This window comes from Neoroseomonas lacus (genome assembly GCF_014644535.1).
Lineage (GTDB): Bacteria > Pseudomonadota > Alphaproteobacteria > Acetobacterales > Acetobacteraceae > Neoroseomonas > Neoroseomonas lacus.
Genome location: NZ_BMKW01000002.1, coordinates 616169 through 640887 on the forward strand (window position 1 = coordinate 616169; position 24719 = coordinate 640887).

Genomic DNA, 24719 nt, shown 5'->3' on the forward strand with positions numbered 1-24719 from the left:
GGCGGCGGTTGCGGCACCCGGCGTGGGAAAATCGTGGGCGCCGATCGGTAGATAGGGGGCAGGACCATGCATGTTGGATCGCGATGCCCCTGCCGGCCCAGACCAATCATCACCTGCCGCCGCATTTGCGCGAGGTCTGCGCCATCCTCGCCGCCGGCTTGGTGCGGCTGCGCAGCCGCGCTGCCGAGGATCATGCCCGTGATGCCGCGCAGCTCGAGACTCACGGAGACATTCGCCTACACTACACCGCCAGGCAGCGCCGTCATGCGAACCCCAAGAGAAAGGGAGTCGCATGACCCGACGATCGACCACGAAGGCGAAGCAGCAGGACACGGCTGCGCCCGCGCCCGCGCCCGCCATCCCAAAGATCCCACCGGCTCAGGTGCTGCCACGCCTCGCGGCGCTGCAGACGGCGCCCACCGCCGACCTGAAGCATCAATGGCGGGAGCTGTTCGGCAAGGAGCCGCCGCCCTGGAACCGCGCCTACATCCAGAGCCGGCTGGCGTATCGCATCCAGGAATTGGCCTATGGCGGGCTGAAGCCAGAGACGGTCGATCGGCTCGTGGCGCTGGGCGAGCAAATGGACGGCGGCAACGTCGTGCTGCGCCGCATCCGCGCCGACGGCCGGCCGCTCGCCGGCACGCGCCTGATCCGGGAATGGCAGGGGGTGCAGCACGTCGTCACGGTGCGCCAGGACGACTTCGAGTTCGAGGGGCGACCGTATCAGTCGCTTTCGGCCATCGCCCGGCACATCACCGGCACGCGCTGGAACGGCTGGACGTTCTTCGGGCTGCGCGCGCGAGGTGACGCATGACCCGCCGCGCCCGCATCGAGCCGGTCATGCCGGCCGCCACGAAGAAGCTGCGCTGCGCGGTCTACACGCGGAAATCCACCGACGAGGGGCTGGAGAAGGAGTTCAACACCCTCGACGCACAGCGCGATGCCTGCGAGGCCTACATCACCAGCCAACGCGCCGAGGGCTGGGTGCTGGTGCGCGACCGCTACGACGACGGCGGGTTCTCCGGCGGCACGCTGGAGCGGCCGGCACTACAGCGCCTGCTGCGCGACATCCAGGCCGACCTGGTCGACGTGATCGTGGTCTACAAGATCGATCGCCTCAGCCGCTCACTGATGGATTTCGCCAAGCTGGTGGAGGTGATGGACGCGCATGGCGTGACCTTCGTCTCGGTCACGCAGAGCTTTAACACGACCACCAGCATGGGCCGGCTGACGCTGAACATCCTGCTGTCCTTCGCGCAGTTCGAGCGGGAGGTCATTGGCGAGCGAATCCGCGACAAATTCGCCGCCTCCCGCGCACGAGGCATGTGGATGGGCGGCAAGGTGCCGCTCGGCTACGACGTCGTCGCCAGGAAGCTGGTGGTCAATGAGGAGGAGGCGCCGCGCGTCCGACGCGTGTTCGAGATCTTCGCCGAGACCGGGTCGGGCATCGAGACGGTGAACCGCCTCAGGGCGGAGGGGGCCACGAGCAAGGTGGGCCGGCCGCTCGACAAGGGCGACGTCTACAAGCTGCTGAACAACCGGACCTATGTCGGCGAGGCCGCGCACAAGGGGCAGGTCTATCCCGGCGAGCACCAGGGGATCGTGCCGCGGGAGCTGTGGGATCGGGCGCATGCCGTGCTGCAGGTCAGCCCGCGGGTCCGCGCCAACCAGAACCGAGCGCAGACGCCGGCGCTGCTGAAGGGGCTGATCTTCGGGGTGGATGGCCGGGCGTTGTCGCCGACCCACGCCCGGAAGAATGGCCGGCTCTACCGCTACTATGTGGCGCAGCGGGTGTTGAAGGGCGACGCCGCCGGCGACGCCAGCATCGTGCGTCGGGTGTCGGCGGCAGAGATCGAGGCGGCCGTGATGGATCAGGTGCGGGCGCTGCTGCGGCAGCCGGAGATCGTGGTCGGCACGTGGCGGGCGGCGCGAAGGGAGGCGCCGGACCTGACTGAGAGCGAGACGCAGGACGCCCTGCATCGCCTTGACCCGCTCTGGGAGCACCTGTTCCCGGCGGAGCAGGCGCGCATTGTGCGGTCGCTGGTGGAGCGGGTGGTGATCGGCCCGGCCGGCGCGGACATTCGGCTGCGGCTGGATGGGCTCGGTGGTCTCGTCCGCGACCTCGGCGCCATTGCGCCCGATGCGCTGAGGTCGGCAGCATGACCACGGCGACCAGCATCACGGTCCGGGTGCCACTGGCGATCCGCCACCGGCCGGGCCGGAAGACCGTCGTGACGCCGACGACCGATGGCGTAGCGCCGGTCACGGCGCGCGCCGATCCGGCGCTGGTGAAGGCGCTGGCTCGCGCGTTCCGCTACCAGCGTATGCTCGATCAGGGCCTCTATGTGTCTATCACTGAGATGGCGGCGGCGGAGCGGTTGGACCGGGGCTATTTGGGGCGGCTGCTGCGCCTTCCTCTGCTGGCGCCGGACATCACAGACGGCATCATCAACGGTCGACAGCCGCACTCCATGGGCCTTTCAAGGCTGATGGAGCCCCTCCCGGGCGAATGGGGCGCGCAGCGGGCGAGCCTGTCTCGATGTCATGCACCCGCGTCACTGTCGGATCGGCGAGGGGAACAGCCACCATCGGGCTCGGAGGCTCCACAGGCCCGGCCATCCCCCAAGCGTGAGATCGCTTGATAACGCAAAAATTCTAGTCTATATACCGTAAAACGCAAACTGCATTGGGTCGCGCATGTCAGCTCCGATCGCCCGCATCCTGGACAGCTATCCGGCCACTTTCTTCAGGCAGAGCCTCGAGTACGCCGATGCAGGCTTCGGCGAGGCATGGGCGCTGGCGTCTCGTCACGCGGAGGAGCCGGAACGGGCTAACATGCTCGGCCAGCTTCGCCACGCCCGTTGCGAAGCCGGCTTCCGTAAAGCGGCCAGGGACAACGGTCTTGCCGTTCTTGCGCCCCATACCGAGCCGGCTGGCGGTCGTTATAGCCTGGTCGAGGCCGGTGGCATCTACTTGATACGGAGCAATATCCAGCGCCACTGCGGGCCCCCGCGCGCGACTGCTTTTCGGCAGCAATGGGCGGAGGTCAACGCCTGGCTGAGCCCGCTGCAGCCGGATTTGCTGCGGGAAATCCGGTCGCCATCGACTGATCGGATGTGCGGTATGCTTGTGATCACCGCCCATCCGCGTCGTGGCGAACCGACTGTCCCCGCATTCGTTGGCCTGGGCATTCCCAATGCGGATTTGACCGACTGGGTTCGCCTTATCGCGCTCACGGACCTTCTGGCACTGTACCACGACGCGGATTCTGCTGCTCGCAAGCCCAGCGAGGCGCCGGTCGAAGTCAAGGACGTGGCCATCCCGCGCCTCAAGAAGCGGCCCGACGCAGGATAACAATCGAGAAGCCCCGAAACGGGACAGGAGGGAGAAGATGCGTAACGGAACACCAGGGTTCCAATCGGAACGGCTGGTGGAAGCAAGGGATTCGCGCGGCCTCACGCAGGTCGCGCTTGCCGATCTGATCAACCGGACCAGCTCCAGCATTTCGCGCTGGGAGGCAGGCAACCAGTCGCCAGAGCCCGAAGCCCTGGAGACGCTGGCGCGCGCGCTCAATTTGCCGATTTCCTTCTTCCTTCGCCCAAAGTTGCAGCACGGCGACAATCCGATGTTCTTCCGCTCCATGGCGAGCACGACGCAGGCCTTGCGTCGGCGCACCTGCGGGCGGCTGCATTGGGCTGAGGAGATTGCGCTGACCCTTCAGGAGTGGCTCGATCTTCCTGCGGTTAACGTCCCGCGTCTCGACGTGGCCGATTACCGAGAAATTCGTGAGGCCGATATCGAGCGGATGGCGACCGAATGCCGACGTGCCTGGGGACTTGGCAGCGGCCCGATCTCCGACGTGCTTCTGGTGATGGAGAATGCCGGCATCTGTGTCGTGAAGGAGGAGGTCGGCAGCGGGGCGATGGATGGGCTGTCGCATTGGTCGGACGCCGATCATCGGCCCTATGTGCTGATTGCTGCGGACAAGGACACATGCGCGCGCTCGCGGCTCGACGCAGCACATGAGCTCGGCCACCTGGTGCTGCACGCGCGGGTCAAGGAGAAGACCCTCGCCGATGCCGCAGCGTTCAAGGAAGTTGAACGGCAGGCCTTTCTGTTTGCTGGCGCTTTCCTTCTCCCTGGCGAAACCTTCGCGGCCGAAGTCTGGTCGCCGACGCTGAATGGCTTTTTGCCCCTCAAGGAGAGATGGAAGGTCTCGCTGGGCGCGATGATCAAGCGCTGCCGCACGCTCAGCATGATCAATGACGAGTACGAACAGCGGCTGTGGAAGCACTACAGCTCACGCGGGTGGCGAAAGGCTGAGCCCCTCGATGACATCATGCCCGTCGAAGTCCCGCGTCTCCTGAGCCGCTCGGTGAGGCTGCTGATCGACGAAGGCATCCGCACGCGCGAACAGCTGCTGGATGATTTCCGACTTCCGGCCACGGACGTGGAATCCTTGTGCGGTCTGCCGCGTGGCTTCATGACCTCCAGCGGCGGTGATCTGGTGACACTACCGCGCGTCAAGGAACGGCAGCCGCCCGCTGTCGAAACCGCGCCTGGATCAGCGACACTGATTCCATTCCGAGGCCGCGGAAATTAGGGTGGTGGCCACCGCCTTATGGTGGATCGTGGATCAATAGAAGCCGCACACTGAACGTGAATAACATGGTCGTAGAACCTGGCCCGCCGCGCTTGAAGAAGCACGTCACCTTCTCGGCGGTTGCGCCCCTGATTGCGGCTGCTGGTAGCGGAGAGCGGGGTGGCGGTTATCGGAGGTATCCACCTTCATCATCACGCCGCGCGCTCGATCCTCTCCACGATGACCATCCTCGTGCGCCCCTCGATGACCACCTCGGTTTCATCTTCAGCTCGTAGGCCCATGATTGCCACACCAAGAGGCGAAGTCGGTGAGATGCGATCACGTCCATTGGCCGTTCCATCCGCCACAATGTGGACCTTAAGTGCCCGAGCTTTCCCGTCGACATAGCGCACAGAAACGGAATCGCCTGCGCTGACCCGAATATCACCAACGGCTGCTGCAGCGTCGGGAGCAACTTCGTCCGCGGTTGCGGCAGGCGTCTCTGGTGCGACGCTGTTGCTCGCTGGCTCGATGGGCTCGTCCAGCTTCGGGCGATGCCTGATCGTCCGGAATTCGACAGGCAGCGCGTCACCCGCGGTTGCCGCTCCGATGGGCGAGATACTCCTCTCCTGGAGTGCCATGACCAAGTCGCTGAAAACCGCGTCCTTGGCGCTTTCCCACTCCGAAGCCCAGCAGCGCCAGAATGTCCAACCGACTCGCTCCAGTGCCTTTTGCCGCTTGACGTCCTGTGCCCAGCGCTCCGGCCCATGAAACGAATCACCGTCGAGCTCGATCGCAAGGCGACGATCATTCTCACCTTCCACGACGAAGTCGATGCGATAGCCGCCGGCGGGCACCTGGGCGCGAACGCGATATCCGGCCTGCAATAGGCGTTGTCCAACGTCTCTCTCGAACTTCGATTCACAGGCTGCGAGGACATCGTCAGACTGGCCAATCCGCCCGCCGGTCATCGGATCCTGGAAGTGGCGTAGAACTTCCAGCTTGATGTCGCCTTCCTTGAGCATCGACGGTGTTACCGAGCGAACGAGCACCATCCGGTCACGGGCGCGGGAGAGTGCAACATTGTACCGCTGCTCGTAGAGACGGCTGGATTGCTTGGAGGCCGTGTCGCCATCATGCACCATCGAGAGGAAGATGATGTCGCGTTCCTGCCCCTGAAAAGTAGCAGCATCACCGCACATGATGTGATGGTCGCTCATGGTTTCCGGCCCGACCGCATGGATGAGCCGGTCGTAGATGAGCTTGGCCTGCTTATCGGCGTGTAGCGAAATCACGCCAATGCTCCGCTTCCCCGCGACGTTCAGAACGGGATCGGCAATGGCGCGCTTGATCTCTTCGACGATGTATGTGGCCTCAGCATCGTTCACATCGCCGCGTCGCTTCCCATCCTCGACAAGAACATCGATGAGTGGAGGATCCAGACGCTCGCTCGGCTTTGGCAGTCGGAGCGGAACGAGATGACCACCATAGAAGCGGGACGAGAAGCGGATGATCGGCTCGACACACCGGAAATGCTCCCGAAGGACGATCACCTTCCCCGGGTACATCATCCCCCCGAGCTCGTAGAGCGAAGTTGCTGGATCGATCTGCTCAGCGAGTGGTTGGCCGGTGAGGTAGGTTGTGCGCAGCCGGTTCACGACAGCTTCTTCGACCCCAACCGAGACGGGGCTCACCTGGCGATCATCGCCGACGATGAGCAGCTTCTTGCCGCGAAGCACCACAGGAAGGGCCGAGATGTTCGACTGGCTTGCCTCGTCGATGATGACAAGGTCGAAGCTGCCGAGGTCAGGCGGCAGTTGCTCCGCGACCCGCCACTCCGGCATGATCCAGCAGGGGATCGCCTTGACGGCCTGCTGAAGGCTGTCGCGTAGAATGCGCCGCTGGCGCCCGGCCGTTTTCGCGCCTGCTGTCTTCGGCAGTCTGGTCAATGCAGACAAAAATTTCCGAAGTGCAGCCTGGACATTTTCAGTCAGTCGGTTGCGCAGCCCTAGATAGGTCATCAGTTCGATGGCATCCAGGAAGCGCCGCTCCCGGCTCGCTACCTGCTCAGCGCGTGCAGCCGTCAGTGCTTGCACTTTCTCCCGGTTGGCAACCCGGGCGAGGAAGCCCTGCGCGCGCGCGTGATCCCACGCATCCTGCCAATCCACCGGCAACACCTCGTCTGGCTCGCCGGCGACTTGTCGCTGGATTTGGTCGGCCCAAACGGCTGCGCCGCTGGCGCGGACGAGGTCTGCCAGAGCGGCAAGCCGCTGGAGGTCATCTCGCAGCTTGCCCACCCGGTCTGCTTCGCGCTGAATATCCCGCCAAGTCTCCGCAGCCTCGGCGTCAGCCAAGCCAACTGACCCGAGCCCGTCAGCAACTTGCTGGAGCGCCTCACCGATCTGGCCTCCGATTCTAACGCCATCTTCGCGAAGCCGATCGCGCAGGCCCTCGGCGGCGAAAAGATCGGCGTCACCGAGGTTTGCCCGCAACGCCGGGATGACAACGGATATGTCGATGCGGAAGATGACCGCATCAATGTCGAGACCGTATGGGAAAAGCGCTTGGAGCCGTGCGCATCGCGCCTGTGCATCGGTGGCCAAAGCGAGCATTTCCGTCAGGCGCTTGCCAAGTTGTGCCAGAGCATCCCGCGATGTCGTGTGTTCTTCAGGCAGCCGAGTAAGGCTGTGCTGGGCCGCAAGCGCATTCCAGCGCGCGACGAAGCCGCGAACCTCCCGGCGCCAGTTGTGCAGGTCAGCAAGCTTCTGCCACGCCGCCACATCCCTAGGCGGCTCGGCGGCAATCCGGGAAGCCTGAACTGCGTCCTTGATCGGATTGCGACCAAATCCCTTGAAGAAGCCGAAGGGCGACCTGCCCGCCGCCAGATTCGCCAACGCCTCGCCCAACCGATCCGCTTCGGGGATTTCAGGCAGTTCCAGAGCATGCAGCGCCAACGCCTCTCCCCGCTGCGCAAGGCGTGCCGCCTCTTCGAGCATTGGCCGGACAGCGTCCGCCGAGAAACGGTGCTGATGCCGGCCGCCGGCGAGCGCGACCCATGCCTCGCGCATCCATTCGTAGGCGCCCGTGGATTCGCGCCAAGCGGCAAGGCGTTCCAGCCAGGCGAGTAACTCCGCTGGCTCACCCGCATGGGCGGCAGTGAGATCAGGCCGTGGGAGACTTCCGTCGCGCTCGCGCTGCCGGCGCTCTCCCGCTTCTCGGAGCGTCCGGTGTGCCGAGACCAAAGCGCCGAGTGGCGGAAGGGCATCTGATCCCGATGGAAGCTGGGCGACCCCATAGGCAAGATCAGATCCGAGGCGCCGACGTAGCGATCGGGCTTCGGAAATCTCCGCTTCGCCGAACTTCGGCACATGATTGGCCGCGAGATCGAGGCCGTCCGGGAACCAGGCGTGCTTATTCCCCTGTTGGGCCACCCAGGCAGCGATGTCCTGAGGCAGCGCCTTCGTGCCACGCCACGGCACTCGGTCAAGGTTCGCCCGTGCAATCTGCTCGAGCTCCATGTCAATCTCGGCGATGCTGCCGTCCTCGCGGCGGATAACCCGCAGCAAATCCTCAGCACGCTGCCTGGCCTCGCGAGGATTGATCGACTGCGCCCGCTCGGCCAAGGCCGACACGGCTTCTTCCAGTTGACGAGCACCCTCCCGGTCGCTGTGCGTCACGGCGATGGTGAGGTCACGCAAGGCTGGCGGTAGCTTGTCCCGGATGGCGCTCAATGCCTCCGCCGTGTGGGCTGACACGAGCACGCGCTGCCCGGTCGCCATGGCGTGGCCGATAATGTTCGCGATGGTATGGGTTTTGCCGGTGCCCGGTGGACCCTGCACGACGACGCCGAAAACATCCTTGTCCTGCAGTCGCCGCGCGATCTCCTCCTGCTCCTCATTGGCGGGCAGAGGAAAGAACAGCCAGTCCTTCGCTTTCGGGGCTGCAACGTTGGCGCCGCCACCGCCTGACCAGGTCCCAGTGCCGGAACCTCCCGTAAGCCCATTCAGTCCGCTCAGATCGATCGGCCCGACATCTTCAGGCGCCACGTCAGGTGGCGGTAGAACGAAGCGGCGAGCCGTCTCCGGCAGTTCCTTGCCTTCCGTCGAGAGGGCGTCGATCTGCCGCCGGATGTCGTCGCGCAGGATGTCCTCGCGGCGTGTCCGTACAATGATGCAAAACCCCTGCCCGATCCGAAGAGCCTCCCCGGCCGGACCGAGTTCTTCATTGGTCGGCAAAACGGTTCCGCTGGCATCGAGGCGCGCTGCGCAGGTTTCGAGGACACCGAGGAAGCTGGCTGGCTGAAATGGGCCGAACGCGAGGTCTGGATCCTTGGAAATACGATCCAGTCGCGCCGTCATTTCGCGCTGCAAATCTGCTGCGCCTGGAATGCTGAGGTCCAGAAATGCGCGAAGCGCAGGCGTAGGGGGCACGCCACGGGCAAGGATCGAGAGGTTGCCGCTGGTCTCGTCCAGCTCGAACTCGGCCCGCTGTTCGATCAGCGGCAGATTGATGCGGCGCCCGCCATGCTGCCAGCGCGCCAGGCCGATGCCGACCACCAACTCCAAACCGCCTTCGCCACCAGCGGCAGCGATCTGGGCATGTGCCTTGTAGAGCGCGCTGTAGAGTTCGATCGCCTTGCGCCGCGGCGCCTCTTCCTCTGCCCAGGCGCGCCATGGCCCCGCAACATGGCGATCCAGGGCCTCCACGACCGAAGGAAGCTCCGCGGGTCGCAGCGGTACCGACCAGCGCTCCGGCTCACCAGGGTTCGTCGCTATCTGCCCAACTGCGTCCTCGTGGATGAAGGACGCCTCGATCAGGTCCGTCGCCTCATCCGCCGTGACGAAAAGGACCCGTTCGGACAGCAGCCCGGGCGGCTTGGCGGGCGTTGGGCGCGCTTCCGAGCGAAGCCAGGGCTCGAGATCCGCTGGCGGCTTCGGCGGCGGCCGCTCCCGCATTCGGGCAAAGGACAGCCACACATCCTCGGACGGGCCAAAACCGATTCCTGGTAAAGGGTCGCCCGCGACATCCATGAGATCGCGCTGGGTCAGACGAATCGGATACTCGGCGATGTCAAAGACGGTCTTCTCTCTTGTCGCCAGCATTTGCTCGGTGAACCGAAGAAGATTTTGGAGATCTTCTCGAACCTGTTGGTCATCGCCGGCAAGGCTATCGTCGCGCATGTCGAGTTCTGACCCAAATCTCTCTGCTATGGCCGCGAGTGCATGTGCGCACTCTCGGCATCATTTCGTGAAGGTTCAGAGATTGCACGGTCAGCGATCGACGCGCCAGCATTCAAGTAAAGCGCCATCCCTTTGCATCAGGCCCGAAACGGCGCTCCAGCGGGCGCGTGTTTTGGGGGCAGGCGCACTGGGCGTGAAGGCACGGTTCACCGGCCCGCGTCTTGTCGCAATACCGTGGGTGGAGAGCGCTGTTTTGCGGTCCCAGACTCGACCGGTAGCCGGTCGCGATGTGCAACTGGTCAGCGTGCCTCGACGAAGATTTATCGCTATTTCAGTGGCTTGAAGCTTGTAGACTAAATCGCCCAAGTCCCGAGCTTCGGAGAGAGAATAGCCCTGCGGAGACGGAACAGCCGGTCGTCGCGTTCTCCAACCCTCAAGCCGACACGGAGAAACCCCAGGAAACCTGCGGTTCACGGCGCCAACGGCGCAGAAGACATGTGAGGTTGGAAGACCGACTGGAGCAGCGGTGGGAACCGGGAACACAACTCTCTCTGGGCAGCCATAGAATGCCCAGCGACCGTGCGGACCGTTCCGATCTCAGCAGGGTTCACTCGCACGAGTTTACGAGGCGGGCCGAGCTTGCCGCAGATCATCGTGCGGAGTCAGGCGCCCGCGCACGATCGGGAAACTTGCGCGAAACGGAGCGGGCAAAACCTTCGTGCAACCTCGCGCAGCGCTTTCGCAAACACTTGATCGAGCGCCTCGCTCCGGGGTTCTCTAAATCCGACATATTCGATAGACTTTACCTTCGGCCAACATGAGGCCCACAGAAGCAGATGCTTACTCAAAAAGCGAAGTACGGCCTCCGGGCTACGGCATTGCTCGCCGCGAGGTGCCCGAAGGGCGGCACCATGACGATCGCCGAACTAGCCCAGGCCGGGCACATTCCGCCCAAGTTTCTCGAAGCGATCTTGCTGGATTTGAAGCGACACGGCTTCCTGGCCAGCCGCCGAGGCAAGTCCGGCGGCTATGCGCTGATTCATCCTGCCGAGACAATCACGGTCGGCGATCTCATTCGTGCACTCGACGGGCCGCTCGCTCCCATTCCCTGTGCAAGTATGACAGCCTACAGGCCCTGCGTAGATTGTGCCGACCCTCCGAGCTGCGACATCCGGCGCCTCATGCGGCGCGTCCGCGACGCCATGGCAGAGATCCTTGATCGAACCACCTTGGCGGAATTCGCAGCTTCCGGTGAAAGCAAGCTCCCGGAGCTCATGGCAGAAATGCGTTGACGTAATCTCTACTTACTCGATAGGATTTATTCGCGCTGGGACCAGCCAGCGCTACAGCCCGACGGAGGACACCGTGGTGACTACCACCGACGCCACCCGCCGAGTTCGTCCATCTTCGTGGACGCTTCACTCCAATCGACCGTTAATCTCTCGGCCGGCGCCTGCCGATCGCAGCCAGCGCGCACTTCCACGCACACTGCGCGCGCTGGCGCGCAGCCTTCGCGCCCTAGCGGGCACGCTCCGCGACATTGCCGCCAGGCTCGAACGCGGGGCAGCCGAGCAACGCATGTCAGCATGGCACGAGGCCAACCGCCCCGGCGGCTGACCGCGCTTGCCTGTCCATCCCATGACGGAGGCTCAACCGATGCCCCATCCCGGTATCGTACTGACGCGGCGCGCCCTCATCGCAAGCCTTGCGACGGCCACCACGGTTCCCGCCGCCGCCCAACAGGCGGGCACGCTGCTGAACGTGTCCTACGACCCGACGCGCGAGCTCTACCGCGAGTACAATCAGGCTTTCGCCTCACAATGGCGCATGCAAACGGGCCAGACGCTACGCATCAACACATCGCATGGTGGCTCTGGGCGACAGGCACGTTCGGTCATCGATGGGCTGCAAGCGGATGTCGTCACGCTCGCGCTCGCTTACGACATCGACGCGATTGCCCAGCGCGGCCTGATCGCGCGCGACTGGGCAACGCGCCTGCCGCACAACAGCGCGCCCTACACCAGCACCATCGTATTCCTGGTTCGCCGCGGTAACCCGAAGGCAATCCGCGACTGGGGCGACCTTTTGAAGCCCGAGGTCCGCATCATCACGCCCAATCCCAAGACCTCGGGCGGGGCGCGCTGGAACTACCTCGCCTTCTGGGGCTGGGCGCTGCGTCTGCCGGGCGGCAATGCGGCAAGCGCCGAGGCCGCGACTCGCCAGCTCTACCGCCAGGTTCCGGTGCTCGACACCGGTGCGCGCGGCTCGCTCACCACCTTTGCCCAGCGCGGGCAGGGCGATGTCTTCCTCTCCTGGGAGAACGAGGCACACCTGGCGTTGGAGGAGTTCAAGGACGCCGGCCTCGAGATCGTCTACCCGTCCTTCTCGATCCTCGCCGAACCGTCGGTCGCGGTCGTGGATGCGAATGTGGACCGTCGCGGCACGCGCGCCGCGGCGGAAGCCTATCTGCAGGGCCTCTATGCGCCGGAAGGCCAGGCGATGGCCGCGAAGCACTTCTACCGTCCGCGCGATGCGGCGCTGCTTGCTGCCAACGCCGCCCGCTTCCCGCGCATGGAACTCATTACCGTGGATGAGGTGTACGGCGGCTGGGGCGAGGCACAGCGCACGCACTTCAACGACGGCGGCATCTTCGACCGGATCACCGCGCGATGAGCGCAACGATGGCTTGCGGGCGGCCGTCGCGCGTCGCCCCCGTGCCTGGCCTCGGGCTGACACTCGGCCTGACGCTCGCGTGGGTCGGGCTGGTCGTGGTCATCCCGCTGGCGGCGCTGGCGATCAAGCCGTGGGAGCTCGGCGTCGCGGGCGTGGCCCAGTCGCTCGCCGAACCGCGCGTGCTCTCCGCCCTCGCCGTGTCCTTCGGTGCCGCCCTGGCTGCTTCGATCATCAACCTGCCGCTCGGGCTGTTGCTGGCCTGGGCGCTCGTGCGCCTGGATTTCCCCGGCCGGCGCGTCCTGGACAGCGTAATTGACCTGCCCTTCGCGCTGCCCACGGCGGTGGCCGGGATCGCGCTGACGGCGCTGTTCGCCCCCAATGGCTGGCTCGGTGTCCCGCTGATGGCCGCCTTCGGCTGGCAGATCGCCTACACCCGGGCGGGCATCGCAGTGGCGCTGATGTTCGTCGGCCTGCCCTTCATCGTGCGCACGGTGGAACCGGTGCTGCGCGACATGGGCAAGGATGCCGAGGAAGCGGCCGCGACGCTCGGCGCGATCCGGCCACAGACGCTCGGGCGGGTGGTGCTGCCCACGCTTGCTCCGGCGCTCCTGACCGGCTTCGGCCTCGCCTGCGCGCGGGCGGTCGGGGAGTACGGCAGCGTGATCTTCATCGCCGGCAACCTGCCGATGGCGACCGAGATCGCGCCGCTGCTCATCGTCATCCGCCTCGAACAATTCGACTATGCTGGCGCGGCGGCCGTCGGGCTGGCGATGCTTTGCCTCTCCTTCACGATCCTGCTCGGCCTGAACCTACTGCAGCGCCTCGTGCGCCGGGGCCGGCGATGAGCGCGCCCGTCCGCCCGGCCCATGCCGACGCGCCCTGGGCCAGCGCGCTGCTCGCCGGCGCCGCGCTGCTGGTGGCGATCGTCATGCTGGCGCTGCCGCTGGCCGCCGTCTTCGCCGAGGCGCTGCGGCGCGGCCTGCCGGTGGCGATCGACGCCATCATGGAGGAGGACGCTCTGGCTGCCATCCGCCTGACGCTCATCATCGCCGCCATCACTGTGCCGATGAACCTGATGGGCGGCGTTGCCGCAGCCTGGGCCGTGGCAAAGTGTGAGTTCCCAGGCAAGCGCCTCCTTGTAACGCTGATCGAACTGCCGTTCAGCGTCTCGCCGGTGATCGCGGGCCTGATTTTCGTGCTGATCTTCGGCGCGAAGGGCTGGCTCGGCCCCTGGCTGCAGGCCCACGACATCCAGGTGATCTTCGCCGTGCCAGGACTTGTTCTCGCGACCGTCTTCGTCACCTTCCCCTTCGTCGCGCGCACAGTGATACCGCTGATGCAGGAGCAGGGTCGTGACGAGGAGGAGGCCGCGGCGACGCTTGGCGCTTCCGGCCCCCAGACCTTCTGGCGGGTGACGCTGCCGAACGTGAAGTGGGCGCTGCTGTCCGGCGTACTGCTCTGCAATGCCCGCGCCATGGGCGAGTTCGGCGCGGTGTCCGTCGTCTCAGGCCATATCCGCGGGGAGACCAACACCATGCCGCTGCATGTCGAGATCCTCTACAATGAATATCAGTTTGCCGGCGCCTTCGCGGTGGCGGCGCTGCTCGCGCTGCTCGGCCTCGTCACACTCGCGGCCAAGACCTTGCTGGAACACGCAGCGGGCCGCGGGGCGGGAGGTGCCGCATGAGCATCGAGATCCGCGACGTCGCGCGCCGCTTCGGCAGCACTGCGGCCCTGGAGGGCGTCTCCCTCACCGTCGCACGCGGCGAGTTCGTGGCGCTGCTCGGCCCTTCGGGCTCCGGCAAGACCACGTTGCTGCGGATCCTCGCCGGCCTGGAGGGCACCGACAGCGGCACCGTGCGTGTCGACGGCGAGGACATGACCGGCGTTCCGGCGCGCGAGCGCCGCATCGGGGTGGTCTTCCAGCAATACGCGCTGTTCCGCCACATGACGGTGTTCGAGAACGTCGCCTTCGGTCTGCGCGTGCGCAAGCGCCGCCCGCCGGAAGCAGAGATTGCGCGCCGCGTGCGCGAGTTGCTCGCGCTGGTGCAGATCCCAGAGCTCGAGCGACGCTATCCGGACCAGGTCTCGGGCGGCCAGCGACAGCGCGTGGCGCTCGCCCGCGCGCTGGCGATCGAGCCGCGGCTGTTGCTGCTCGACGAGCCATTCGGCGCGCTGGACGCGCTGGTGCGCAAGGATGTGCGCCGCTGGGTGCGAGGGCTGCACGACAGGCTCGGCATCTCCACCATCCTCGTTACCCACGACCAGGAGGAGGCGATGGAGATGGCCGACCGGGTCGCGGTGATGGAGCGTGGACGCATCGTGCAGTGCGACACGGCCGAGGTGCTGCTGCGCGATCCCGCCACGCCTTTCGTCGCCGGCTTCCTGGGCGAGGCAAGCCGGCTTGACTGCCAGGTGCGCGGTGGCGTCGCGCATTTCGATCCATTGCCCCTGCCGCCGTTGCGCGTGGCCCTTCCCGATGGCGAGGCGCAGGCCTTTCTGCGACCGGAAGACATCGCTGTGCTTGCCGGCACCGGCCAGGGCATCCTGCGAGCCGTGCGCAATGTGACGGACGATCGGGCGCGGGTCATCGTGGATCTCGAGGGCATCCTGCTTGATGGCACCGCAGCGTCAGGGCGTGCGCCGCAGCGCAACGTGCCCTGTCGTGTGGCGCTCCGTGGAGGCATCGTGTTTGCGTCCAACGGACAACGCGCGCGCGGCGAACCGCTCGCACGCATCATGGCTGGCTGAGGCTTTCCCGATCTCGGCGCCGTGCTCTCAGCCGCAGGACGTCGCGTGATGCGCCGTCCGGACGTTTGGCCCTGTGCTTTGGTGGAGCATGAAAGGGAACCGTGAGGCTACACTCTCTGACCCGATAGCCAACCTGCTCCAAGCTTGGACTTGATGATGTTTCGCGGGACACAAAGTCCGCCGGGAGCAGAGAGTTCCGCCGGCCATGAACACCATCCGAACTCGGCGAAGCAGTCTCATGGGCGCCGCCCTGTTGGGGGTCCCATGGTTTCGCGAAGCGTCCGCCCAGCAACGTTTCCGATTCATATGCCCCTTTCCCCCGGGCGGCATCGTGGACCTCATCATGCGGAGGATGGCAGATGAACTGTCTGCGGAACTCAAGCAGCCGGTCATCATCGACAATCGCCCCGGTGCGAACGGCGCGCTCGGGATTCAGCAGCTCGTCGCCGCCCCGCCGGACGGCAATACCGCCGCGATGGCGACATTGGGCAGCATCCTCGGGATCCTCACCAACCCCGGGGCGACGGCGGCCATACCCGACATCCGTCCCGTGGCCCTGGTCGCGACCGACGTCTCGGTCCTCGCAGTTCCGACGGGATCGCACTTCACGGACATCTCGACTCTGCTCAATGAAGCCGTGCGCAACCCCGGCCGGATTTCCTACCTTCGGACGGGTGAGGCGAGCCTCGCGCATCTCGTTGTCGGGTGCCTGAGCCGCGGGGCGAATGCGGACATGTTGGCGGTGGACTACGGCGGCCAGCCGCCGGGCCTCGTCGATCTCCTGGCCAGGCGAATCGACCTCGCGGTCCTGAACATCGGGCTGGCCATGCCCCATATCCGCGAAGGGCGCCTGCGGCCGCTGGCCGTCGTGGGCGCGCAGCGCGCAGCCGCGATGCCCGACATCCCCACGCTGGTGGAACTTGGCTTCGCCGACGCGAATGTGGAAGCCTGGGCCATGGCGATCGTTCGCACCGGCACGCCGACGCATCGCTTGGACGCACTTTCCGGTGCCTTTCAGGCCACGTTGAGGAATGATGACGTGCGCGCGCGGCTGAACGATGCTGGCGTCATCCCCGCCCCTCCCGGCAGCGCCGCCGAGGCCTCGCTCCTGCTGAGACGGGCGGCCGCGCAATATGGCCGGGTGCTTGCGGCGAATGGGCTGCGCGGGGGCAGTGGCTCCGCGCCGGATGCCTGCCGGGGAGCCGTTGCGCCCGGGCAGTGACGATTGCGCATGATACGGGTCGTGCGCCGCGATATCCTGCCGTGGCAACCGAAGTTGCGGAAGGAGAGCGTGCCATCGCCAGCGCTGGGCAGACGCGACGGTTCATCGACCCGGAGGAGGTCCCCGGCGCCTTCCCGCACTGCCATATCGCCATCCGCCCGAGCGCGCGGGGCGAGTTCCGGATGCGGGTCCGGCATGCCGCGGTGCAGGACATCAACCTGTCGCATACCGTGGAAATCCTCCCGCGGCGGGCCTCCATGTCGTTCCGGCCCGAACGGGCCTATTTCCGCTTCGTCGCCCCGCATGATCGGCCGAAAATCCGCAACGGGCGCGAGGACATACCGGGATCGATCGCCATTGGACCCGCCGAATACAATACGGAAGACGTGACGACGGGTCTCAGCGTTTCGCGCTCCTTGTCCGTGCCGCTCGCGATGATGCTGGATCGGACCCAACGCCTGATGCTCGAGGGCAATCGGCCCGTCGTCGGTCCGCCGGCGAAGCCTCTACAGCCACCCGCTCCTCTTCTGGTGAGGCTAATGTCGCTACAGCGGCAGGTTCTGGGAGCTGCGCCGGGCAAGGCTGTACCCGCTGCCGCCATGAGCGCGGCCATCTGGGAGGTCCTTACCGATATCCTCTTGTCCGCCGAGCCCGACCCGCGGCCGATGCGGGCCGCGCGCGAGCGTGCCGCCCTGCGACGTGCGACCGAGTTCATCACAGCGAATCACGATCGGCCGGTCGCACTGTGGGAACTTTGCGAAGCTGGCGGCTGCTCGGCGAAGACGCTGGAGCTGGTGTTCCTCCGCAGCGTGGGCGAGACGCCAAACCGGTACATGCGGCGATGGCGGCTGTGGCGCGCGCGCGATGCCTTGAGCGCCGCCGATCCCGCCGAGACCACGGTGTCCGAGATCGCGCTCGCTCATGGCTTCTGGGAACTCGGTCGCTTCGCCGGCGCCTACCGGGAGATATTCGGGGAGGCGCCTTCCGCCACGCTGCGTGCGCGCGCTTCGCATCGCCCGGTGACGGGACGGATGGGTCTTACGATTTCTGCATAGCCACGCTGCGACCCAGCATCCAAGGTTTGTTGCGATGCGAGAAGCGGTGGGTGCGTGAAGGGTGTAGGCGACAGCACGGGTCTGGCGACTCAACTGGGGTCGGAAAAGCTCCCGCTTGACGCGCGAGTGAAGGCGGAGGGGCTCGCCGACCGACGTTCCGCGGCTCTGTCCGACGAGAGTTCGGCCATGTGTGCAAAAGGCCCGGCCGGACATGCGGCATCCATTCTGTTGCCTGGCGGCGAGTTCCGCATGGGGTCCGACTCTCATTATGCTGAGGAGCGGCCGGCGCACCGGCGTCGCGTCGATGCCTTTGAGATGGACGAAACCTGCGTCACAAACGCGGCCTTCGCCGCCTTCGTCTCGGCGACGGGCTACACGACCGTGGCGGAGCGTCCGCTGGATCCCGCGCTCTATCCGGGTGCCGATCCTGCCCACCTGCGGCCTGGCAGCCTTGTATTCCGCATGACGGATGGACCGGTAGACACCACCGATTACCGGAACTGGTGGCATTGGACGCTGGGCGCGAGCTGGCGCCACCCCGAAGGTCCAGGCAGCGACATCGCTGATCGTTCGGACCACCCCGTCGTGCATGTCGCCGTCGAGGATGCAGAAGCCTATGCGTGTTGGGCAGGCAAGGAACTGCCAACCGAAGCGGAATGGGAATACGCCGCGCGAGGCGGTCTCGAGGGCGCGGAATTCGTCTGGGGCGCGGAACTGACGCCGGGTGGCGTGCACCTGGCCAACACCTGGCAGGGCCCTTTCCCCTGGCGCAACTTCGGCGCCGATGGGTTCGAGCGCACTTGCCCGGTGCGCAGCTTCCCGCCCAACGGGCACGGCCTCTACGAAATGTGCGGCAATGTGTGGGAATGGACCACGGACTGGTTCGCGGCGCGGCACGACCCCGCCGACGGTCAGCCCACCTGCTGCGGCGGCAGCCGTGCCGGCGCCATCGAGGCCAGCTTCGACCCGGCCCAGCCCCGCATCCGTATTCCGCGCAAGGTCGTGAAGGGCGGCAGCTTCCTCTGCGCCCCGTCCTATTGCCGACGCTACCGACCGGCGGCGCGGCACGCACAGATGGTGGATACCGGCATGAGCCACATCGGCTTCCGCTGCGTCCGTCGCAATGCAGCACCCTGAAGGGAGACCAGTCGGATGGCCAATGAGACCAAGGGGCGTTCGCGCCGCGGCATGTTGCTGGGCGGCGCCGCCGGCCTCGCAGCCGGAGCCATACCCGGCGGCGTGACGCTCGCCCAGGCGCCGCAGCGGCCTGCCGCTCCGGCGCCGGCCGCACCAGCGCCGGCGGCAGCAAGCGGCCGCCGCCCGAACATCATCGTCATCTGGGGCGACGATATCGGCCTGCACAACATCAGCGCGAACAGCCGCGGCCTGATGGGCTTCCGCACGCCCAACATCGACCGCGTCTTCAACGAGGGAATGACCTTCACCGACTACTACGCCGAACAATCCTGCACCGCCGGGCGTTCGGCCTTCATCACCGGCCAGGCGACGGTGCGCACCGGCCTGTCCAAGGTCGGCCTGCCCGGTGCCGCGGCCGGCATGAAGCCCGAGGACCCGACCATCGCCCGCATCCTCAAGGGCATGGGCTACGCGACCGGGCAGTTCGGCAAGAACCACCTCGGCGATCGCGACGAGCACCTGCCGACGGCGCACGGCTTCGACGAGTTCTTCGGCAACCTATATCACCTAAACGCCGAGGAGGAGCCGGAGAACGTCGACTATCCGCGCAATCCCGAGTTCCGCCGCCGCTTCGGCCCTCGGGGCGTCATCAAGTCCTTCGCCAATCCCGACGGCACCCAGCGGATCGAGAACACCGGGCCGCTCACGCGTGAGCGCATGCAGACCGTGGACGATGAGTTCCTCGCCGCCGCGATGGATTTTATGGACCGCAAGCACCGCGCGAATGAACCGATGTTCGTGTGGTGCAACGCCACGCGCATGCATTTCCGCACGCATGTACCGCCGACCTTCCGCGGCCGGTCCGGGCTGAACGAATACGCCGACGGTATGCTCCAGCACGACGAGTGGGTCGGCAAGATCCTTAAGAAGATCGACGACATGGGGATCGCGAACGACACCATCGTCATCTACGGCACCGACAACGGGCCGCACTACAACACCTGGCCCGATGCCGGCATCACGCCCTTCCGCAGCGAGAAGAACAGCAACTGGGAAGGCGCCTTCCGTGTGCCCTTCGCCATTCGCTGGCCGGGCCGCATTGCCCCGGGCAGCTACACCAACGAGATCTTCTCCAACCTCGACTGGTTCCCCACGCTGGTGGCCGCCGCCGGCGACCCCGACATCAAGGCGAAGCTACTGGCCGGCTTCACCACGCAGGGGCGCACCTACAAGGTGCACCTGGACGGCTACAACCAGTTACCGCTGCTGCTGGGGCAGACGCAGGAAGGGCCGCGCAAGGAATTCTACTACTTCAACGATGACGGCCAGATGGTGGCGATGCGCTATGAGCGCTGGAAGGTCGTGTTCCTCGAGAACCGGGGCGTCGGCTTCGGTGTCTGGCGCGAGCCCTTTGTGCAGCTGCGCGTGCCGAAGCTGTTCGACCTGCGCATGGACCCGTACGAACGCGCCGACCAGTCGAGCAACACCTACAATGACTGGTTCATGGACCGGGTCTATCTGCTCGTGCCTGCGCAGGCCATGGCGCGACAATTCTACGAGACCTTCCGCGAATTCCCGCCGCGGCAGCGACCCGACAGCTTCAACCTGGAAGGCATTCTCCGCCAGATGGAGGAAGCGGCCGCGGGCGGCGGATGACGTCACGCGCCCGCCGCCGGCCCCCTCATCGGCGACAGGCGCACATCCGGCGAGCGTCCCCTCGCGCTCGCCGGCCTCTCTCTCCGGAGGTCGATCCTTGTCACAACTCCCGCCCACCCGCTTCGGCCGCCGTCGCGCAGGCGCAGTGCTCGTCGGTCTTGCGCTCGCGCCGACCGTGCTCCAGGCCCAGACCGCCGATCCCTTGCCGTCCTGGCGCGCCGGGCCGCGCAAGCAGGCGCTGCTGGACTTCGTCGCCGCGGTGACGCGCGAAGGCGGCCCGGACTTCGTCCCGCCGTCCGAGCGCATCGCGACCTTCGACAATGACGGCACGCTCTGGGTCGAGCAGCCGGCCTATACGCAACTGATCTTCGTCCTTGACCGCATCCGCGCCCTCGCGCCGCAGAACCCGGATTGGCAGCAGGATCCGGTGTTCCGCGCCGCGATCGCCGGCGACATGCGGGGCGCGGCGGCCGGCGGCACGGAAGGCCTGCTCAAGCTCGTCGGCGCCGCACAGTCCGGCCAGACGCCCGATGCCTTCCAGCAGATTGCCGCCGAATGGCTGGAAGGGTCGCGCGACCGGCGATGGAACCGGCGATACGACGAACTCGTCTACCATCCGATGCTGGAGGTGCTGGCCTTCCTGCGCGCGAACGGCTTCCTCATTTTCATCGTCTCGGGCGGGGGCGTCGAATTCATTCGCGCCTTCGCTGAGCGCGTCTATGGCGTCCCGCCGCACCAGGTCGTCGGTTCCACCCAGGCGATCAGGCCGGGCGAGCAGGACGGGCGGATCGTGCTGACACGCGAGCCGCGCGTCGACTTCGTCGATGACGGGCCGGGCAAGCCCGTCGGCATCGCGCGCTATATCGGCCGCCGCCCGATCGCCGCCTTCGGCAATTCCGACGGCGACTACCAGATGCTGCGCTACACGACGGAAGCTCCGGGACGACGCTTCGCGCTGATCGTCCACCACGACGATGCCGAACGCGAATATGCCTATGACCGCGAATCGCATATCGGCCGGCTGGATCGTGCGATGGATGAAGCTCCGCGGCGCGGATGGCAACTCGTGTCGATGAAGAACGACTGGGCCAAAGTCTTCCCTTGGGCATGACGCGCGACCCTGCCATGCCCGACACCGCACCCGAAGCCTGAAGCCATGACAGCACGCGACCGCAGGCCGGCTTCGTCGCCTTCCGACCCGGTGTCGCCTGTGAAGGTGCTGCGGCGCGTCCTTGTGGACGGCGCGCTGGTCGTGCTGCCGATCGGCGCGATCGTGCTGCTGGTGCTCGGCATCGTGAACCGCTTGCAGGAGGCGGCGGACCCGCTCGCGGGACGCTACGTGCACCCGGCGATCGTGGCCGTGGTAGCGCTGGTGTTGCTCTGCCTCGCGATCGGCGTCCTGATCCGCTCCGTGGCCGGCCGCTGGTCGCGCCAGATGCTCGAGACGCTGCTGTTCGAGAAGATCCCCGGCTATCGCCTGGTCAAGGCATTCGCGGGGGACGGTCCCTTGGTGGAAGGCAGCGGGCAGGTGATGCGGCCGGCTCTCGCCTCCATTGAGGACGGCCAATGCCCGGCGCTGGTGATGGACGAGTTTCCTGACGGCAGGTTGGTGGTGTTCGTCCCGGGTTCGCCCGCGCCGATGTCGGGCGCAATCTACATCTTCACGCCCGACCGTGTGACCTTTCTCGACGTGCCGCTGCTGCCCTTCATGAAGGCGATCTCGTCCTGGGGACTGGGATTGCGGGAACTTGTCTCGACCTCGCCCACGAAGGCGAATTCGCCATGAGGCGATGCGCCGAACGCCGCTCACGCCGCTGCAAGGGCCAGGGATTTTTTTCTTTCCAGTTCCACATTTATCGGAGGAAATGACCGATGGCGATCTATCAGACCGCGTTTCTTTATGAACTGGATGAAAATGGCAACAGCGCGACCGGCAAGGTCGATGCTCTGATTGCGAACAGCTCCTCCAGCGCTACCGAGGAGATCGATGACAGCATCATCCGGGTTGGTGAGGATTTCGAGATCTCATTTTCGGATCCCACAACGAACGCGTCGTATGCCGGCACCTACACATACATCGGCTACGCTACTCCCTTTTCAGGTTTCATTGGCGAACGGAATGGCGAATATTATTTATTTTCGAATGACGACATCCCTATTGGGACCAATCTGAATGGGTTCGCGGCAGAAGATATCCCCGTCTGCTTTGCCCAGGGCACAATGATCCTCACACCGTCGGGAGAGGTACCAGTCGAGACGCTGCGCGCCGGTGACCTGGTCGTCGTTCCCTTTGCCGCCCCGCGCGTGCAAGCGCTGCGTTGGGTCGGTCATCGCTGCATCAATGTCGCCCACGCGCGCCACCGCAGTGCCGTGGCCCCGGTCATGGTCCGAGCCGCCGCGCTCTGGCGCCGGGCATTCCGTGCCGTGACATGCGCGTCTCACCGGAGCACGCCTTCCTGATCGACGGGTGCCTCGTGCCGGCCAGGCTGCTGATCGATGGCATCGAGATCGTGCAGGAGACCTGGTGCCATTCCGTCACCTACTGGCACCTGGAACTCGAAGAGCACGGCGTCGTGATCGCTGACGGTGCGCCGGCCGAGTCGTATTTCGATGACGGCAATCGTCACTTCTTCGACAACTCAAGCCTTGTCGCGCTTGATCCGGTCTTCGATCGGACGCCGGGCGGACGCTACTCGGAGCAAGCTTGTGCGCGGCCAATTCTGGATCGGGCGGATCCGGCCCTGATTGCCATTCGCCTTCGTCGGCGACGTGTAGCCTGAGGGTGGTCCTGAGCGGCACATGGGTGTGGGATTGAAGGGCGCAGAATGGATCAAGAACAGGCGCGCTCAGGCGACGCCGTCGGCCCTTGTCCTCGGCGATGCGCCCATCCGGGTTGGCGTGGTCGCCGGGGATGAGGTCGGCCTGATAGTGCCGCGCATCATCCATCCAGTCGCCGATGACCCGCGTCGTTAGCCAGCGTCGCCAGTCGAATTGCAGATGCCGGTGGATGACCATGTGTGCCGTGTTTGCTACCATAGTACCGAGCACGATGAGCCCGAAGATGCCGATCTGGGCCATGGCGCGATCGGTCGAACGCCGTTCCAGCGCATCGAACAGGTCGGCGCTCCAAATGTTGAGTCGGATTGCGAGCGCCACCTGGGCGATGCCGATCAGGGCGAGCGTCGCGGTCAGCAGGCGCGGGCGCCAGCGCCCCTGTCCCGTCCAGTAAGGGCCGGCGATCCTGATGAAGTCGCGGAAGAACCGCTGCGGGTGGCTCGGTTCGGCGGTGCTGCTCATCGAACCCCCATTCGTTGCGTCATCTGTCTGGGGCAGGCGTGCCCACCTAGGATGATACAGTGGGGAAGCCGCCGAGAAGCCCTGTCCCGCATGTTTCGTCGGACTCGGCGCTTCAGATGACGGTGCCGACGAACTTTCCGATGCCGGCGGTGAGCGCCATCGCCAGCGCACCCCAGAAGGTAACCCGGGCAGTCGCGCGCAGCACACGTGCACCACCGGCCCATGCCCCGATCGCTCCCAGAAGCGCAAGAAAGGCAAGCGACGCAGCGGAGACAACTCCGACCAGCATGCCGGTCGGCGATACCCCCACCATCAGTAAAGGCATGGCGGCGCCAACGGAGAACGTCGCCGCCGACGTCAGTGCCGCCTGGACCGGGCGCGCGGCGGTGGCCTCGGAAATCCCGAGTTCATCGCGCGCATGCGCACCAAGCGCATCCTTTGCCGTCAGCTGCTCGGCGACAATCCGCGCAATGGCAGGTTCGACCCCGCGCCTGACATAGATCGCCACGAGTTCATCCCGTTCGGCCTCGGCACTGTCCCGCAATTCGGCGCGTTCACGCGCGAGGTCGGCCTGTTCCGTGTCGGACTGCGAGCTGACCGAAACATACTCCCCGGCCGCCATCGACATGGCCCCCGCGACAAGCCCCGCGATCCCAGCGAGCAGGACATCGCTCTGCGTCGCGGCCGCCGAAGCGACGCCGACGATCAGGCTGGCCGTCGAAACGATGCCGTCATTGGCACCTAGAACCGCCGCTCGCAACCATCCGATCCGGTCAACGAGGTGGCTCTCCCGGTGAAGACGAAGGCGACTCATCCGGCAGGTCGCGAAGCGTCGCTGGCCGGCCAGGAGGATCGATGACTCACAGTACTACCTCTCCTGAATGGTGACGCCGCGCGGGCCGATGCTGATGTCGACGCCTGACCTGTGTTGCTCCTGGTAGAACCAGTAGCCAAGGACACCGGCGCCAATTCCGAGCAGGCCAATCACGATGACGAGCAGGTTGCGATTCATGGTTGTTTGTCGCCTTCAGGTTCGAGGATCGGGAGGTGCGCAGCGTTGCCGATCATGCCGTGAAGAGCCGACGGAGATCCCTGCGAAACGCCTTGCTGAGTGAGCGAAGGACTGATTCGCTGATGCTTGTGATGGCAGCGGCGAGGCGGGGATG

At 65.9% G+C, this 24719-nt stretch carries 22 protein-coding genes and 1 pseudogene; 19 read left to right on the forward strand and 4 right to left on the reverse strand.

Features of this window, described 5'->3' with window-relative positions; genetic code table 11:
• Positions 1–83 precede the first annotated feature (83 nt).
• The 6 genes from IEY36_RS06370 to IEY36_RS06395 are packed head-to-tail and all read left to right on the forward strand — an operon-like array spanning position 84 to position 4603.
• On the forward strand, positions 84–296 hold the full coding sequence (locus tag IEY36_RS06370; RefSeq protein WP_188966060.1) for a hypothetical protein: 213 nt from the start codon (positions 84–86) through the stop codon (positions 294–296).
• Positions 293–814, forward strand: a complete 522-nt coding sequence (locus tag IEY36_RS06375; protein WP_229681171.1) for a DUF2924 domain-containing protein — start codon at positions 293–295, stop codon at positions 812–814. The genes IEY36_RS06370 and IEY36_RS06375 overlap by 4 nt, the downstream gene beginning before the upstream one ends.
• A complete protein-coding gene (locus tag IEY36_RS06380) occupies positions 811–2163 on the forward strand; it encodes a recombinase family protein (RefSeq protein ID WP_188966061.1) in 1353 nt (450 codons plus the stop codon). The genes IEY36_RS06375 and IEY36_RS06380 overlap by 4 nt, the downstream gene beginning before the upstream one ends.
• The gene (locus IEY36_RS06385) at positions 2160–2642 is read left to right on the forward strand and encodes a hypothetical protein (protein ID WP_229681172.1); all 483 of its coding nucleotides are present in this window, start codon (positions 2160–2162) and stop codon (positions 2640–2642) included. The genes IEY36_RS06380 and IEY36_RS06385 overlap by 4 nt, the downstream gene beginning before the upstream one ends.
• A gap of 55 nt (positions 2643–2697) precedes the next feature.
• Positions 2698–3354, forward strand: a complete 657-nt coding sequence (locus IEY36_RS06390) for a hypothetical protein (RefSeq protein ID WP_188966062.1) — start codon at positions 2698–2700, stop codon at positions 3352–3354.
• 37 nt (positions 3355–3391) lie between these two features.
• Positions 3392–4603, forward strand: coding sequence for a helix-turn-helix domain-containing protein (locus tag IEY36_RS06395; RefSeq protein ID WP_188966063.1), 1212 nt, complete (start codon positions 3392–3394; stop codon positions 4601–4603).
• Between the two features lie 191 nt (positions 4604–4794).
• On the opposite strand, the gene IEY36_RS06400 is transcribed toward IEY36_RS06395, so the two are convergent.
• Positions 4795–9762 carry an AAA domain-containing protein gene (locus tag IEY36_RS06400; protein ID WP_188966064.1) on the reverse strand — a complete coding sequence of 1656 codons (4968 nt, stop codon included), beginning with the start codon at positions 9760–9762 and terminating at the stop codon, positions 4795–4797.
• An 836-nt stretch (positions 9763–10598) separates the two neighbouring features.
• On the opposite strand from IEY36_RS06400, the gene IEY36_RS06405 reads away from it, so the two are divergent.
• The 13 genes from IEY36_RS06405 to IEY36_RS31305 all read left to right on the forward strand — a co-directional run bounded on the left by IEY36_RS06405 (position 10599) and on the right by IEY36_RS31305 (position 23036).
• Complete coding sequence (locus tag IEY36_RS06405; protein WP_188966065.1) at positions 10599–11054, forward strand: RrF2 family transcriptional regulator; 456 nt, start codon at positions 10599–10601, stop codon at positions 11052–11054.
• A gap of 364 nt (positions 11055–11418) precedes the next feature.
• Positions 11419–12435: a sulfate ABC transporter substrate-binding protein gene (locus IEY36_RS06410; protein WP_188966066.1), complete on the forward strand. Its 1017-nt coding sequence runs from the start codon at positions 11419–11421 to the stop codon at positions 12433–12435.
• A complete protein-coding gene (gene cysT, locus IEY36_RS06415; protein ID WP_188966067.1) occupies positions 12432–13280 on the forward strand; it encodes a sulfate ABC transporter permease subunit CysT in 849 nt (282 codons plus the stop codon). The genes IEY36_RS06410 and cysT overlap by 4 nt, the downstream gene beginning before the upstream one ends.
• Positions 13277–14122 (forward strand): sulfate ABC transporter permease subunit CysW, encoded by an 846-nt coding sequence (gene cysW / locus IEY36_RS06420; protein ID WP_188966068.1) that lies wholly within the window; start codon positions 13277–13279, stop codon positions 14120–14122. The genes cysT and cysW overlap by 4 nt, the downstream gene beginning before the upstream one ends.
• Complete coding sequence (locus IEY36_RS06425) at positions 14119–15186, forward strand: sulfate/molybdate ABC transporter ATP-binding protein (protein ID WP_188966069.1); 1068 nt, start codon at positions 14119–14121, stop codon at positions 15184–15186. The genes cysW and IEY36_RS06425 overlap by 4 nt, the downstream gene beginning before the upstream one ends.
• A 352-nt stretch (positions 15187–15538) precedes the next feature.
• Positions 15539–16408, forward strand: coding sequence for a Bug family tripartite tricarboxylate transporter substrate binding protein (locus tag IEY36_RS06430; RefSeq protein ID WP_188966070.1), 870 nt, complete (start codon positions 15539–15541; stop codon positions 16406–16408).
• Positions 16405–17463 (forward strand): helix-turn-helix domain-containing protein, encoded by a 1059-nt coding sequence (locus IEY36_RS06435; RefSeq protein ID WP_229681173.1) that lies wholly within the window; start codon positions 16405–16407, stop codon positions 17461–17463. The genes IEY36_RS06430 and IEY36_RS06435 overlap by 4 nt, the downstream gene beginning before the upstream one ends.
• Positions 17464–17649: 186 nt before the next feature.
• Positions 17650–18600 (forward strand): formylglycine-generating enzyme family protein, encoded by a 951-nt coding sequence (locus IEY36_RS06440; protein WP_188966071.1) that lies wholly within the window; start codon positions 17650–17652, stop codon positions 18598–18600.
• Positions 18601–18615: 15 nt separating this feature from the next.
• Positions 18616–20256, forward strand: coding sequence for an arylsulfatase (locus IEY36_RS06445; RefSeq protein ID WP_188966072.1), 1641 nt, complete (start codon positions 18616–18618; stop codon positions 20254–20256).
• Between the two features lie 97 nt (positions 20257–20353).
• Positions 20354–21367 (forward strand): HAD family hydrolase, encoded by a 1014-nt coding sequence (locus IEY36_RS06450; RefSeq protein WP_188966073.1) that lies wholly within the window; start codon positions 20354–20356, stop codon positions 21365–21367.
• Positions 21368–21412: 45 nt separating this feature from the next.
• Positions 21413–22042, forward strand: a complete 630-nt coding sequence (locus tag IEY36_RS06455) for a DUF502 domain-containing protein (protein ID WP_188966074.1) — start codon at positions 21413–21415, stop codon at positions 22040–22042.
• An 86-nt stretch (positions 22043–22128) separates the two neighbouring features.
• Positions 22129–22716 (forward strand): Hint domain-containing protein, encoded by a 588-nt coding sequence (locus IEY36_RS06460; RefSeq protein ID WP_188966075.1) that lies wholly within the window; start codon positions 22129–22131, stop codon positions 22714–22716.
• Positions 22686–23036 (forward strand): Hint domain-containing protein, encoded by a 351-nt coding sequence (locus IEY36_RS31305; protein ID WP_373290311.1) that lies wholly within the window; start codon positions 22686–22688, stop codon positions 23034–23036. The genes IEY36_RS06460 and IEY36_RS31305 overlap by 31 nt, the downstream gene beginning before the upstream one ends.
• A gap of 100 nt (positions 23037–23136) precedes the next feature.
• Here the strand turns inward: IEY36_RS31305 and IEY36_RS31310 are convergent.
• From IEY36_RS31310 to IEY36_RS06475, 3 genes and pseudogenes are all read right to left on the reverse strand, one after another.
• A pseudogene (locus tag IEY36_RS31310) lies at positions 23137–23553 on the reverse strand (hypothetical protein); the annotation flags it as partial.
• Between the two features lie 112 nt (positions 23554–23665).
• Positions 23666–24367, reverse strand: coding sequence for a VIT1/CCC1 transporter family protein (locus IEY36_RS06470; protein WP_188966077.1), 702 nt, complete (start codon positions 24365–24367; stop codon positions 23666–23668).
• Positions 24368–24421: 54 nt separating this feature from the next.
• Positions 24422–24565, reverse strand: a complete 144-nt coding sequence (locus tag IEY36_RS06475; protein ID WP_188966078.1) for a hypothetical protein — start codon at positions 24563–24565, stop codon at positions 24422–24424.
• Positions 24566–24719: the final 154 nt, after the last annotated feature.

Bases quoted from the DNA above. Each gene is read 5' to 3' on its own strand.
- IEY36_RS06475 (WP_188966078.1), bottom strand. From the start codon at position 24,565: ATGAATCGCAACCTGCTCGTCATCGTGATTGGCCTGCTCGGAATTGGC.
- IEY36_RS06460 (WP_188966075.1), top strand. From the start codon at position 22,129: ATGGCGATCTATCAGACCGCGTTTCTTTATGAACTGGATGAAAATGGC.
- cysT (WP_188966067.1), top strand. From the start codon at position 12,432: ATGAGCGCAACGATGGCTTGCGGGCGGCCGTCGCGCGTCGCCCCCGTG.
- IEY36_RS06395 (WP_188966063.1), top strand. From the start codon at position 3,392: ATGCGTAACGGAACACCAGGGTTCCAATCGGAACGGCTGGTGGAAGCA.
- IEY36_RS06455 (WP_188966074.1), top strand. From the start codon at position 21,413: ATGACAGCACGCGACCGCAGGCCGGCTTCGTCGCCTTCCGACCCGGTG.
- IEY36_RS06445 (WP_188966072.1), top strand. From the start codon at position 18,616: ATGGCCAATGAGACCAAGGGGCGTTCGCGCCGCGGCATGTTGCTGGGC.
- IEY36_RS06370 (WP_188966060.1), top strand. From the start codon at position 84: ATGCCCCTGCCGGCCCAGACCAATCATCACCTGCCGCCGCATTTGCGC.
- IEY36_RS06425 (WP_188966069.1), top strand. From the start codon at position 14,119: ATGAGCATCGAGATCCGCGACGTCGCGCGCCGCTTCGGCAGCACTGCG.
- IEY36_RS06375 (WP_229681171.1), top strand. From the start codon at position 293: ATGACCCGACGATCGACCACGAAGGCGAAGCAGCAGGACACGGCTGCG.
- cysW (WP_188966068.1), top strand. From the start codon at position 13,277: ATGAGCGCGCCCGTCCGCCCGGCCCATGCCGACGCGCCCTGGGCCAGC.
- IEY36_RS06380 (WP_188966061.1), top strand. From the start codon at position 811: ATGACCCGCCGCGCCCGCATCGAGCCGGTCATGCCGGCCGCCACGAAG.
- IEY36_RS06390 (WP_188966062.1), top strand. From the start codon at position 2,698: ATGTCAGCTCCGATCGCCCGCATCCTGGACAGCTATCCGGCCACTTTC.
- IEY36_RS06410 (WP_188966066.1), top strand. From the start codon at position 11,419: ATGCCCCATCCCGGTATCGTACTGACGCGGCGCGCCCTCATCGCAAGC.
- IEY36_RS31305 (WP_373290311.1), top strand. From the start codon at position 22,686: ATGCGCGTCTCACCGGAGCACGCCTTCCTGATCGACGGGTGCCTCGTG.
- IEY36_RS06440 (WP_188966071.1), top strand. From the start codon at position 17,650: ATGTGTGCAAAAGGCCCGGCCGGACATGCGGCATCCATTCTGTTGCCT.
- IEY36_RS06405 (WP_188966065.1), top strand. From the start codon at position 10,599: ATGCTTACTCAAAAAGCGAAGTACGGCCTCCGGGCTACGGCATTGCTC.
- IEY36_RS06470 (WP_188966077.1), bottom strand. From the start codon at position 24,367: ATGAGTCGCCTTCGTCTTCACCGGGAGAGCCACCTCGTTGACCGGATC.
- IEY36_RS06430 (WP_188966070.1), top strand. From the start codon at position 15,539: ATGGCAGATGAACTGTCTGCGGAACTCAAGCAGCCGGTCATCATCGAC.
- IEY36_RS06385 (WP_229681172.1), top strand. From the start codon at position 2,160: ATGACCACGGCGACCAGCATCACGGTCCGGGTGCCACTGGCGATCCGC.
- IEY36_RS06400 (WP_188966064.1), bottom strand. From the start codon at position 9,762: ATGCGCGACGATAGCCTTGCCGGCGATGACCAACAGGTTCGAGAAGAT.